The 12,052-nt window shown below is 56.9% G+C and carries 13 protein-coding genes; 12 read left to right on the forward strand and 1 reads right to left on the reverse strand.

The features are described 5' to 3' along the window. Nucleotides 1-98: 98 nt before the first annotated feature. The 7 genes from casA to cas2e are packed head-to-tail and all read left to right on the forward strand — an operon-like array spanning nucleotide 99 to nucleotide 6,146. Nucleotides 99-1,667, forward strand: a complete 1,569-nt coding sequence (casA, locus tag SFA31_RS10165; protein ID WP_322839344.1) for a type I-E CRISPR-associated protein Cse1/CasA — start codon at nucleotides 99-101, stop codon at nucleotides 1,665-1,667. Continuing rightward, nucleotides 1,660-2,343, forward strand: coding sequence for a type I-E CRISPR-associated protein Cse2/CasB (gene casB / locus SFA31_RS10170; protein WP_322837871.1), 684 nt, complete (start codon nucleotides 1,660-1,662; stop codon nucleotides 2,341-2,343). Before casA ends, casB begins: the two co-directional genes overlap by 8 nt. Before the next feature lie 22 nt (nucleotides 2,344-2,365). Then, nucleotides 2,366-3,424, forward strand: coding sequence for a type I-E CRISPR-associated protein Cas7/Cse4/CasC (gene cas7e / locus SFA31_RS10175; protein ID WP_322837872.1), 1,059 nt, complete (start codon nucleotides 2,366-2,368; stop codon nucleotides 3,422-3,424). Between the two features lie 9 nt (nucleotides 3,425-3,433). Further along, the gene (gene cas5e / locus SFA31_RS10180; RefSeq protein WP_322837873.1) at nucleotides 3,434-4,231 is read left to right on the forward strand and encodes a type I-E CRISPR-associated protein Cas5/CasD; all 798 of its coding nucleotides are present in this window, start codon (nucleotides 3,434-3,436) and stop codon (nucleotides 4,229-4,231) included. After that, nucleotides 4,231-4,935 carry a type I-E CRISPR-associated protein Cas6/Cse3/CasE gene (gene cas6e, locus SFA31_RS10185; protein WP_322837874.1) on the forward strand — a complete coding sequence of 235 codons (705 nt, stop codon included), beginning with the start codon at nucleotides 4,231-4,233 and terminating at the stop codon, nucleotides 4,933-4,935. The genes cas5e and cas6e overlap by 1 nt, the downstream gene beginning before the upstream one ends. Continuing rightward, nucleotides 4,935-5,849, forward strand: a complete 915-nt coding sequence (gene cas1e, locus SFA31_RS10190) for a type I-E CRISPR-associated endonuclease Cas1e (protein WP_322837875.1) — start codon at nucleotides 4,935-4,937, stop codon at nucleotides 5,847-5,849. Before cas6e ends, cas1e begins: the two co-directional genes overlap by 1 nt. Nucleotides 5,850-5,852: 3 nt before the next feature. Beyond that, complete coding sequence (cas2e, locus tag SFA31_RS10195; protein ID WP_322837876.1) at nucleotides 5,853-6,146, forward strand: type I-E CRISPR-associated endoribonuclease Cas2e; 294 nt, start codon at nucleotides 5,853-5,855, stop codon at nucleotides 6,144-6,146. An 801-nt stretch (nucleotides 6,147-6,947) separates the two neighbouring features. Here cas2e and SFA31_RS10200 read toward each other — a convergent pair. Further along, nucleotides 6,948-7,979: an aminopeptidase gene (locus SFA31_RS10200; protein WP_322837877.1), complete on the reverse strand. Its 1,032-nt coding sequence runs from the start codon at nucleotides 7,977-7,979 to the stop codon at nucleotides 6,948-6,950. A gap of 274 nt (nucleotides 7,980-8,253) precedes the next feature. Between SFA31_RS10200 and cysD the strand changes: the two genes are divergently transcribed. The 5 genes from cysD to ftsB all read left to right on the forward strand — a co-directional run bounded on the left by cysD (nucleotide 8,254) and on the right by ftsB (nucleotide 12,045). Further along, nucleotides 8,254-9,162 carry a sulfate adenylyltransferase subunit CysD gene (cysD, locus tag SFA31_RS10205; protein WP_322837878.1) on the forward strand — a complete coding sequence of 303 codons (909 nt, stop codon included), beginning with the start codon at nucleotides 8,254-8,256 and terminating at the stop codon, nucleotides 9,160-9,162. A gap of 10 nt (nucleotides 9,163-9,172) precedes the next feature. Continuing rightward, nucleotides 9,173-10,609 (forward strand): sulfate adenylyltransferase subunit CysN, encoded by a 1,437-nt coding sequence (cysN, locus tag SFA31_RS10210; RefSeq protein ID WP_322837879.1) that lies wholly within the window; start codon nucleotides 9,173-9,175, stop codon nucleotides 10,607-10,609. Then, nucleotides 10,610-11,209: an adenylyl-sulfate kinase gene (gene cysC, locus SFA31_RS10215; protein ID WP_322837880.1), complete on the forward strand. Its 600-nt coding sequence runs from the start codon at nucleotides 10,610-10,612 to the stop codon at nucleotides 11,207-11,209. A 52-nt stretch (nucleotides 11,210-11,261) separates the two neighbouring features. Then, nucleotides 11,262-11,585 carry a DUF3561 family protein gene (locus SFA31_RS10220; RefSeq protein ID WP_322837881.1) on the forward strand — a complete coding sequence of 108 codons (324 nt, stop codon included), beginning with the start codon at nucleotides 11,262-11,264 and terminating at the stop codon, nucleotides 11,583-11,585. Between the two features lie 142 nt (nucleotides 11,586-11,727). Continuing rightward, nucleotides 11,728-12,045, forward strand: coding sequence for a cell division protein FtsB (gene ftsB, locus SFA31_RS10225; protein ID WP_322837882.1), 318 nt, complete (start codon nucleotides 11,728-11,730; stop codon nucleotides 12,043-12,045). Nucleotides 12,046-12,052: the final 7 nt, after the last annotated feature.

The raw sequence follows: 12,052 nt of genomic DNA on the forward strand, positions 1-12,052 counted from the left end.
AATATTGAAACGCTGATCTTAGCGTTTTCGTTAATGACACTAATGCATTAACGTCCGGCAGGCTCCCGTTGGAGCCTGCTTTTATGGAGCTTGCTAATATGGATTTAACCCAGGAAAAATGGCTTCCCGTTTTACTCTTTAGCGGCGCAAGGAAAAAAGTCTCCCTGCCCGAACTGTTGGATGATGATATTGCCGATGTGGATTACCCCCGGGCGGATTTTCAGGGGGCGGCCTGGCAAATGTTAATTGGCCTGCTGCAGTGCGCCGTCGCGCCCGCCAGCGGCGATGACTGGGAGGAGCGCTGGAATAGCGGCATTGACCCGGGAGCCTGGGCGCAGGGGCTGCGCGCGCTGGCACCAGCCCTGCAGTTCGGGGAGCAAAAGCCCGCCTTTTTGCAAAGCTTTGAGACCCTGGATAGCGAGAGCGGCCCGATTGCCGGGTTACTGATCGACGCCCCCGGCGGCAACACGTTAAAACTCAATAAAGATCACTTTGTGAAGCGCGGCGGCGTGGAGCGTATTTGCCCGCACTGCGCGGTGATGGCGCTGTTTGCGGTGCAAACCAACTCCCCGGCCGGGGGCGCGGGCTACCGGGTAGGGATGCGCGGCGGCGGGCCGCTGACCACGCTGGTCGTGCCGCGCCAGGAGGATGCGTTCCCGCTGTGGAAAAAGCTGTGGCTCAACGTACTGGTGCAGGAAGAAGCGCCCAGTCCGGCTCACTACCCGCTTATCTTCCCCTGGCTGGCGCCGACCAAAACCAGTGAAAAGCCCGGCAATATCGTAACGGAGGAAAACGCCCATCCTCTGCAGGCCTACTGGGGCATGCCGCGCCGCATCGAGATAGATTTTGCCCGCACCCAGGCCGGCCAGTGCGACCTGTGCGGCGAACCGCACCCGCGGTTACTGAGTGACATGCGTTCTAAAAACTACGGCGTGCAGTATGACGGCTGGTTGCATCCTTTCTCCCCTTATCGTCAGGCGCTGAAAGACAGCGCCGCGCCCTGGCTGGCGCTGAAAGGCCAGCCCGGCGGCTTGAGCTATAAAGACTGGCTGGGGTTAATGCTGGAAGCCGACGATCGCTTTAATAAAATCCTGCCCGCCACCGTGGTGCGCCAGCTCTACAGGGACAGCGTCGAGGTGCCGGTCGGCCTGTGGTGTTTTGCCTGGGATATGGATAACGCAAAGGCGCGCTGCTGGTACCAACACCGTATTCCTCTGGCGCGCGTTGCCCACGACGAAGCATTCACCGACGTGCTGAAGCTGATTTTACCGCTGGCGTCTGAGGCGCTTTCCATTTTACGCAGCGCGTTCAAAAGCGCCTGGTTTGAATATCCCAAAGAAGCCAAAGCCGATTTCAGCATGCTGGATATCGCCTTCTGGCAGGAAACCGAGAGGGATTTTCGTACCCTGCTGGAGGCTTTAATCGCCGAGCCGCGCACCACCAGCGCCGATACGCGCCGGGCGCTGCGCGACTGGGAGCGGGCGCTGCACCGTTATTTGCTTCACGCGTTTGACCGCGATGTGCTCACCAATGTGGATTGCCCGGCAGATATTCTGCTACGTCAGATAAATGCCCGGAGAATGCTGGAAGGCACTTACATTAAGTCAAAAACGCGTAACGCGCTGCTGGCGCTTGCCCTGGAGAAAAAGGAGACGACGCATGTTTAAGGAGTTTGTAACCGCTGTACCGATGCAAATTAAGAATAAAGATGCACAGCAGGTTTTATTGCAGTGGTTTGATGATTTATCTGAACGTGGAGTTTATGGAAAAGAGGAAAATAATAAACCACCCAAACGCCTTAATGGTCGCGCCTGGCGCGCGGAGTTAAAGCGGGTAGACCCCCCCTGGGGAGCAATGATGTGCGAAGGCTTCGTTATTCTGCGTCAGCGGCTGTCAGAGCATATGACGCTAACGCCCGTTCAGTTAATGGCGCTGGCGCTGTTTGCCAGCGTGGCAGCACACGTTAAAAAGTACAGCAGTACCGCTAAGAATTCAGAGGAAACGGAGCAGGAAGAGAAAACAGAGGAAAAGGAGCAAAAAGTCATTAGCTTTGCCGCTCAACTGGGGCAAAAGCTAAAAGGCGATCGTCCCTGCGTCAGTAAAATTCGCTTTGAACGCATTCTAAAAGCCAATGATCCGGCAGTGTTGTGCAACCTGCTAATTCGAGCGGTAAAAATTCGCGGTAATGCGGGCGTTAATTTGGTTTCTCTAGCCGACGGCATTTTCATGTGGGTAGAAGAGTGGCACAGACGCGTCGAGCACCAGCCGGAAACCGGTAGCCCCTATGAACGTATTCATATCCGCTGGGCCAATGAATACCTTTCCACGTTACTTATTAAATAATAATTTCCAGAAGGATTTGAAAATGACCACGTTTATCCAGTTGCACTTTTTAACCGCCTACGCTCCCTCCAATCTTAACCGCGATGATGCAGGACGCCCTAAAACTGCGATTATGGGCGGCGTAGAGCGCCTGCGCGTCTCCTCCCAGAGCCTGAAGCGCGTATGGCGCACGTCGGATAATTTTGAGGCGGCGATGGCGGGCCATATGGGCAAGCGCACGCAGCGCATCGGCGTGGATTATGTGTATGACCCCATGATTAAGGCCGGGGTTTCCCCTAAAGTCGCGAAGACCTCGGCGGAAAAAATAGCCGCGGTGTTTGGCAAAGTAAAAAGCGATAAAAATCCCAAAGACGAGCGTAAAAACTTTGAAACAGAGCAAATCATTCACGTTAGCCAGCATGAAATCAACCTGATTCACCAACTGGTGGCGACGCTTATCGCCGATAACCGAGATCCAACGGAAGATGAACTGAAGCTGTTACGCAAAGAGCAGCGCAGCGTGGATATGGCGCTGTTTGGCCGTATGCTGGCCTCGTCGCCGGAGTTTGGCGTTGAGGCCGCCTGCCAGGTGTCGCACGCGCTGGGCGTCAGCGCCGTTACGGTAGAAGACGATTTTTTTACCGCGGTAGACGATTTAAATAAAGATGAAGACACCGGTTCAGCGCATATGGGGGAGCAGGGCTTTGCCTCCGCGCTGTTTTATACCTATATCTGCATCAGCCGCGACCTGCTTATAGAAAACCTCGGCGGCGATGAGACGCTGGCGAAGCGGGCCATCGCTGCGCTAACGGAAACGGCGCTCACCGTATCGCCCACCGGCAAACAGAACAGCTATGCCTCGCGGGCGTATGCCTCTTATGCGCTGGCGGAAATCGGCAGCCGGCAGCCGCGCTCGCTGGCCGCTGCGTTTTTCCGCCCGGTGCGCGCCGTGGACCAAATCGGCGCCGCCATCCAGGAACTGGAAGCCCAGCGTGACAACTTCGATCGCGTATACGGCAAATGCGAACAGAGCAAAACGCTGAACGTGGCGGACAACTCTGCGGCCTCGCTGGAAGAGCTGCTGGCCTTCGTCAGCCAGTAAGGATAAACGATGAAGGAATATCTGGTTTTTCGGCTCTACGCGCCGCTTGCCTCCTGGGGAGAGGCTGCGCCGGGCGAAATTCGCCCTTCTGCGACGGTGCCGACGCGCTCGGCGCTGCTGGGGCTGCTTGCCGCTGCGCTTGGCATCCGCCGGGACGAAGAGGAGCGGCTTAACGCGTTTAATCAGCACTACCATCTGGCGATACACGACCTCGCGACCCAAACCCGCTGGCTGCGCGATTATCATACCGTTAGCGCGCCGCGTGAGAATAAAAAGCGCCGCTACTACACGCGCCGGGATGAACTTTGCCAGGCGCCGGAAGAGGTGGGAACGATTGTCTCGCAGCGAGAATACCGCTGCGACGGCTACTGGCATATTGCGGTTAGCGCTACCGCGCAGGCGCCTTATTCGCTGGAACAGTTGCGGCAGGCGCTGCTGGAACCGCACTTCCCGCTCTATTTAGGGCGTAAATCCTGCCCGCTGGCACTGCCCATGCAGCCTGAAGTCAGGTCGGGGACGCTAAAAGAGGTGTTTACCGAGGCGGCGCAGGCGCTATTGTCCGCAACGGCGGAAGCGCTTTTTTCCACCGCGGACCCCGAAGCTTCACAGCGCACGCAGCAGCAGCTTATTGCGTGCGGGCGGGAGAGCTTTTTCAGCGCCGATGGCGCGTGTTACTGGGACGACCCCGAAGAATCCAGCCTGACATGGCAGCAAAAACTGCACGAAAACAACCAGCCGCTGAGCCGTAAACGCTGGCAGTTCGGCCGCTATATTCGCTTTTGCGGCACGCTGCAGGAGGGCAAATAATGTATCTGTCTCGGATTAAGCTTCAATTCAATAAGTTGTTGCCGGGCATGCTGGAAAAATGGCATTCCGCAACCCCGTATGCGGCCCACCAGTGGCTATGGCAGCTATTCCCTGAGCAGTCTACCCGCCCGTTTCTGTTTCGGCTGGATGCGCACGGCCAGTTTTTTATGCTATCCACCACCCCGCCGGTCGAGCAACACGCGCTGTTTAAGGTTGAGACTAAGTCCTTTAACCCCCAGCTTGCTCCGGGAATGATCCTTGATTTCCAACTGCGCGCTAACCCGGTGGTCACGCGTAATAAGAAGCGCAGCGACGTGATGATGGATGCGAAGTATCACGCCAAAGTGCAGGGCATACCCCAGCAGCAGTGGTGGGCGCTTCAGCAACAGGCGGCGGCCCGGTGGCTGGAAACCCAGGGAGAACGTCACGGCTTTTGCCTGATGGCACCGGAGCCAGACGCGCTGGCGCTGTGGGCCGGCGAGGCGCTTAGCGAACCGCCCGCGGAGACGGCCTGCGTGAAAACCTGCCAGCAGCATAGCTTCATCCGCCGCAATCAGGACGCGCCGATTACGTTTAGCAGCGTAGATTTTGCCGGCACGCTGCGCGTTACCGATGTGTCTCTGTTTGAACAGGCGCTGGCGGGCGGGCTGGGGAAAAGTAAAGCGCTGGGCTGCGGCCTGCTCATGGTGAAAAGGGCGCGCTAATGGGCTGGCTTCCTTTAAGCCCGTTACCGATGAAAGATCGTACTTCCATGATTTTTCTCGAATATGGGCAGGTTGACGTCATTGACGGCGCGTTTGTACTGGTCGATAAAAACGGCGTGCGCACCCACATCCCGGTCGGGTCAGTTGCCTGCATTATGCTGGAACCGGGCACCCGGGTGTCGCACGCGGCGATTAAGCTGGCGGCAATGACGGGCACGCTGCTGGTTTGGGTCGGGGAGGCCGGGGTGCGCCTGTACGCCAGCGGCCAGCCCGGCGGAGCGCGTGCCGACAGGCTGCTGTACCAGGCCCGGCTGGCGCTGGATGAAGATTTGCGCCTGAAAGTCGTGCGTAAAATGTTCGAGCTACGCTTCGGCGAACCCGCGCCCGCCCGCCGTTCCGTGGAGCAACTGCGCGGCATTGAAGGCGCGCGGGTGCGCGAGACGTATAAACTGCTGGCTAAACGCTATGGCGTGAAGTGGCAGGGGCGCCGCTATGATCCTAAAGACTGGGAAAAAGGCGACGTGGTCAACCAGTGCGTGAGCGCAGCAACATCCTGTTTATACGGTATCACCGAGGCGGCGGTGCTGGCGGCAGGTTATGCCCCGGCCATCGGTTTTGTACATTCAGGTAAGCCGCTGTCTTTTGTCTATGATATCGCCGATATCATTAAATTCGACGGCGTGGTGCCCGCCGCTTTTCAAATTGCCGCCCGTCATCCGCTGCGCCCGGACAAAGACGTGCGCCTGGCGTGCCGGGATATTTTTCGCAGCCAGAAAACCCTGGCGCGCCTCATCCCTTTGATTGAAGAGGTGCTGGCGGCGGGGGAGATCCCGCTGCCTGAACCGTTCGCCGACGCGCAGCCGCCCGCCATTCCGGAGCCGGTTCCATTAGGTGACGGCGGGCATCGGGGATAATCCATGAGTATGTTAGTTGTGGTGACGGAAAATGTGCCGCCGCGCCTGCGCGGCAGGCTGGCGGTTTGGCTGCTGGAAATTCGGGCGGGCGTCTACATCGGCGATGTTTCCCGCCGGGTGCGCGAGACCATCTGGCTGCAGATCTCAACGTTTGCCGACGAGGGCAATGTGGTGATGGCCTGGGCTACGAATACCGAGTCGGGATTTGATTTTCAAACCTTCGGGGAAAACAGACGCGTGCCGGTAGATTTGGATGGCCTGCGGCTGGTCTCTTTCCTTCCTGTTGAGAATCAATAGCTTGATATTCTAAACGTGCCCGGTTTGGTGGCGGGCCGGTGAGGGGAACTACAAAAGGCATTGCCCGAAGCGTAGGGTTAACCCGAATCGCTGCCCAGCCGAGGGCGCCATGTCTGAGGGTTCCTCTTGCGAGTGGGGATAAACCTATCTCTCCAACATATTGATTTATTTACATTACGGATTCCTCATGCAAGTGGGGATAAACCGTTCAAAAACATCTCAGCTTTAGCCATCGCCTTGTGCTCTCCACGCGAGTGGGGATAAACCGCTACAACAAATATGACGGTTTTAACTGACTGGCGTGTTCCCCGCGTGAGTGGGGATAAACTGCGGCCAGCTACGGGCGCACATTCATTCAGTATGTGTTCCCCACGCGAATGGGGATAAACCGATGGCTGGTTATCCCTATGAGCTGGCTGATGAACGTTCCTCACGCAAGTGGGGATAAACCACGTACCGGGCGTGTGTACTGGCAATACAAACAGTGTTCCCCACACGAGTAGGGATAAACCGATCTCTTCAACATATTGATTTCTATACATTACGGGTTCCCCACGCAAGTGGGGATAAACCGGCGATACTTATTTCATCGGGAGACAATACCGCCGTGTTCCCCACGCGAGTGGGGATAAACCGCCCGGCCTGAATATCCATAAAATATTTATAACGTGTTCCCCACACAAGTGGGGATGCCGTATTACCAGCACGGTGCTCTTGCAGGGTACATCGGCCTCTCGCGCGAGCGGTACGCTATATCCATTTAATTAAAGGAGTATGAGCTTCCCGCCCGGGCAGACCGATTTATGTGCGCTCTGCCTGCGCCAGCGATTTAATCAGCGGCAGCAGTATTTGCACGGTTTGTTGGCAGCGCTGGGCTATCCGGCCCGGCAGCTGGGTGTCCAGATATTGCTGGCTGTCGCGCTGGGCGTAGTGGCGAACAATACCATCCGGAAAGGCCCGGCTTTTTGCGCGCTGCTGCACGCCGTCTTTATTGCCCAGCGCCCAGTCGGTGGCGTTGACGTTTAACACCGGCAGCCCCGCCTGGTCAAACGGCTGCGCATCGCTGTTATCCAGCGCATGCTGCGCTTTTGCCGGCGGCGTTGAGGCTGGAATACCATATCGACGCGCCAGGGCCAGCGCGCGGTCGCGCGTGCGTTTGCGTTCCGCCGCTGGCGTGTGCAAGCCGCTGGTAAAATACAGCCGGGTGCCGCCAACCAGCTCATCAAGGTTAATTACCAGTAGCGTATTTTTCTGCTGCTGCAAATCCATATATTGTAGGATATTATTCGCGCCCAGTTGCCCTTCTTCCTCGCCGCTGGTGGCGATAAAGCGCAGCGTGTAGCGAGTCGGGATCGCCTGAAAACGCGCCGCCAGCTCCAGCAATACCCCAACCCCAACGGCATTATCGTCCATGCCCTGCAGCGTTAAACCGCCGAGATTAGCGGCGTCGTCTCGCTCGCTTTGCGCAGCGTAAGTGTCCAGGTGCGCCACAATCACAATCTGTTTTGGCTCGCGCCCTTCCCGGGCGGCAATCACCGAACTGCCCGTCACGCTGCGCCAGGTTTGGCGCGGGCCTGGCCCCTGATACGCGTAGCGCGCCGGGAAGCGGCGAATGTCGCTCTGGTAGCCCCACTGCTGTAGACGCTGGTGAATAAAATCTGCCGCGAGTATTTCCGCCGGTGAGCCGGTCATCCGGCCAGGATAAAGCGTGGCTAGCCGGCGCGCCTGCTGATTAGCGATAGCCCCGAGAGCGGGGAGTTGAGCCTGGGCCGCCGACGTTATGGCCAGACTGATAGCCAGTGCGCCGAGGCAGCGGCGCAGTATGGAAAGCATAGAGAAATCCTTAGTCTCTGAACGTTGAGGCAATGTGCGGCGTCAGTATGCGTTCCCGGCGCGGCGCGGGCAATCTTGATTGCTCTTATTTCCCCAAAATGGAGGCATTGCAATTAGGTGCGTTATTCCTTTGGGGAACTAATCATTCCAATTCGGCATTTCATAACGCCTAAGCGCGCGCCGTATAGTCCAGAGATTCGCAATCATTGATGTGCCAGCGCGCTGCGCGCGTGAGGTGGTATAGCCCAGTCCGCACTCTGGCCGAAGGAGCGTTATGGATCTCGAAACACAGTCTCACCTGCGGCAGCTTGAAGCAGAAAGTATCCATATTTTCCGTGAAGTGGCGGCCGAGTTCGCTAACCCGGTCATGCTGTATTCGATTGGTAAAGATTCCTCGGTGATGCTGCATCTGGCGCGTAAGGCATTTTGGCCCGGCACGCTGCCTTTTCCGCTATTGCACGTGGATACCGGCTGGAAATTCCGCGAAATGTACGCGTTTCGCGATCGCACCGTGCAGGAGCTTGGCTGTGAATTATTAGTGCATCGCAATCCCGAAGGGGTGGCTCTGGGGATCAACCCTTTCGATCACGGTAGCGCGAAGCATACGGACATTATGAAAACCGAAGGATTAAAGCAGGCTCTTGATAAGTATGGGTTTGATGCCGCGTTCGGCGGCGCCAGGCGCGATGAAGAAAAGTCTCGCGCTAAAGAGCGTGTCTATTCGTTTCGCGATCGTTTCCACCGCTGGGACCCGAAAAACCAGCGCCCGGAGCTGTGGCATAACTACAACGGGCAGGTGAACAAGGGCGAAAGCATTCGCGTTTTTCCGCTCTCTAACTGGACCGAGCTGGATATCTGGCAGTACATCTACCTGGAAAAGATAGATATTGTGCCGCTGTATCTGGCCGCCGAGCGGCCGGTGCTGGAGCGTGACGGTATGCTGATGATGGTGGATGATGACCGCATCGATTTACAGCCTGGCGAAATGATTAAGAAACGAATGGTGCGATTCCGCACGCTGGGCTGCTGGCCGCTTACCGGCGCCGTGGAATCTCACGCGCAAACCCTGCCTGAAATTATCGAAGAGATGCTGGTTTCCACCAGCAGCGAGCGGCAGGGGCGGGTTATCGATAAAGATCAGGCCGGGTCGATGGAGTTGAAAAAACGCCAGGGCTATTTTTGAGGAGTGTGTTATGACCACCAATACGATAGTCGCGCAGCAAATTGCCAGCTATGGCGGCGTTGAAGCATGGCTGCACGCGCAGCAGGATAAAAGCCTGTTGCGCTTCCTGACCTGCGGCAGCGTCGATGACGGTAAAAGCACGCTAATTGGCCGATTGCTGCACGATACCCGGCAAATCTATGAGGATCAGCTCTCTTCGCTGCAAAATGACAGTAAAAGGCACGGTACGCAGGGCGATAAGCTGGATCTCGCTTTGCTGGTTGACGGCCTGCAGGCAGAGCGGGAACAGGGTATTACTATTGACGTCGCCTATCGCTATTTTTCGACCCAGAAGCGGAAATTTATTATCGCTGATACTCCAGGGCATGAGCAGTACACGCGCAACATGGCGACCGGCGCGTCCACCAGCGATGTGGCGATTTTATTAATCGATGCGCGTAAAGGCGTGCTGGATCAAACCCGCCGCCACAGCTTTATTTCAACGCTGTTGGGGATCCGACATTTGATCGTGGCGGTCAATAAAATGGATTTAATGGCCTTTTCTCAGGAGACGTTTGAACAGATCCGCGAGGATTACCTGACCTTTGCCGCGCAGTTGCCGCAGGGGGTGAATATCCGCTTTGTGCCGCTCTCCGCGCTGGAAGGCGATAACGTCGCCGGCCCTTCGGCGCAGATGCCCTGGTATAGCGGCCCGACGCTGCTGGAACTCCTTGAGTCAGTAGAGATCCAGCGCGACGTTGAAGCGCAGCCGCTGCGCTTTCCGGTGCAATATGTTAACCGACCGAATCTGGACTTCCGCGGCTATGCCGGCACCGTAGCATCCGGGCGGCTGCGCCCCGGTGACACCGTGCAGGTACTACCGTCCGGCGTGCGTTCAACGGTGGCGCGTATTGTCACCTTTGACGGCGATTTACCGCAGGCGCGGGCGGGTGATGCCGTGACGCTGGTATTACGTGATGAAATTGATATCAGCCGGGGCGATGTTCTGGTTCCCGCCGACGCGCCGCCCGCCGTGGTTCAGCGAGCCGCGCTCGATGTGGTCTGGATGGCAGAGCAGCCGCTGCGTGCAGGTCAGCGCTACGACGTTAAAATTGGCGGCAAGAAAAATCGCGCAGTAGTGGATGAGATTACGCACCAGGTGGAGATCAATACTCTGGCGCTGCACGATACGGAAGCCTTGCCGTTAAACGGTATTGGGCGCATCTCAGTGACGTTTGACGAACCGCTGGCGCTCGATCCGTATCGGGAAAATCCGGTGACCGGCGGGCTGATTTTTATTGACAGGCTTAGCAATGTCACCGTAGGTGCGGGCATGGTTTTTGAACCGCTGGCGTCGCTCGCTTCGCAAACTCCTGAAACCTATAGCGCGTTTGAGCGCGAACTGAATGCGCTGGTGCGCCGCCATTTTCCACACTGGCAGGCGCGGGCGCTGCCGGGAGCGTCATAAATGGCGCAGCACGATGATAATGTGGTGTGGCACGCGCATCCTGTTACGCGCCAGGCACGGGAGCGGTTGCACGGCCACGCTGGCGCTGTGGTGTGGTTTACCGGCCTGTCTGGTTCGGGGAAATCTACGCTCGCCGGGGCGCTAGAGCATGAATTACACGCGCTGGGCGTGAGCACCTATTTGTTGGATGGCGATAACCTGCGCCACGGTCTGTGCCGCGATTTGGGGTTTGGCGACGATGACAGGCGCGAGAATATTCGTCGCGTCGGTGAAGTCGCAAATCTGATGGCCGATGCCGGATTGGTGGTATTAACGGCGTTTATCTCGCCGCATCGTGCGGAGCGCCAGATGGTGCGTGAGCTGGTTGGGGAGGCGCGTTTTCGTGAAGTGTTCGTCAATACGCCGCTGACGGTGTGTGAATCCCGCGATCCAAAAGGGTTATATAAAAAAGCGCGTGCGGGAAAGTTGGCGCATTTTACCGGGGTCGACGCCGCGTATGAAGCCCCGGAAAACCCAGCGCTAAATCTGAATGGTGAACAATTAGTAACAAATTTGACGACGCAGGTATTAGACCTGCTGCGCCGGGACGATATTATCTGATCCTTAAAGACAGCATTGGAACCATTGTGCTGGGCGATTGACAGGACTGGCTATGCGTAACGGTACACCCATTTCATTTACTCAGGCAGACGGCGGCACGCGGCCCGAAGAAACCACCTGGTCTTTACCTGGCGGGATCGTGGGCTTTTTGTCGTGGCTGCTGGCGCTGGGTCTGCCATTCTTACTGTATGGATCCAATACGCTTTTTTTCTTCCTCTATACTTGGCCTTTCTTTTTGGCGCTGATGCCCGTCGCCGTGATGATCGGCATTGCCCTGCATTCACTGCTGGACAGCCGATTACGCTATAGCTGTGTTGCTACGCTATTTACCGTGATGGTTATGGTGGGAATGCTTTTTCTTTGGCTGAGTAGCTGACATACTCTTTAGCGTGCGTAATACGGCGCTGTGCGCATTAGCGCGCGTTGTGTGATACATTTTGTCCTCTTTAACGTTTGAGTAACCCAACGGAGCCCGTAGGTGAGCAACAGGATGAAAGCGCCGTTTTTCAGGGGGCGCAATGGGTAAGCTAACGCTACTATTGCTGGCGTTACTGGTTTGGCTACAGTACTCGCTGTGGTTTGGCAAAAACGGCATTCATGACTATACGAAAGTGAATAAGGACGTTCAGGCCAGACAGGCGACCAACGCGAAGCTCAAAGCGCGTAACGATCAACTCTTTGCGGAAATCGACGATCTTAACGGCGGGATTGAGGCGATTGAAGAGCGCGCTCGCAATGAGCTGGGGATGACAAAGCCGGGGGAAACGTTTTACCGTCTCGTCCCCGATGGCTCCCGTCGCGATACGGGTAACCGATCCAATAATCAAAATCAGTAAGCGGATT

Source organism: Erwinia sp. HR93, assembly GCF_034555055.1.
In the GTDB taxonomy this organism is placed as follows: Bacteria; Pseudomonadota; Gammaproteobacteria; order Enterobacterales; family Enterobacteriaceae; genus Apirhabdus; species Apirhabdus apintestini.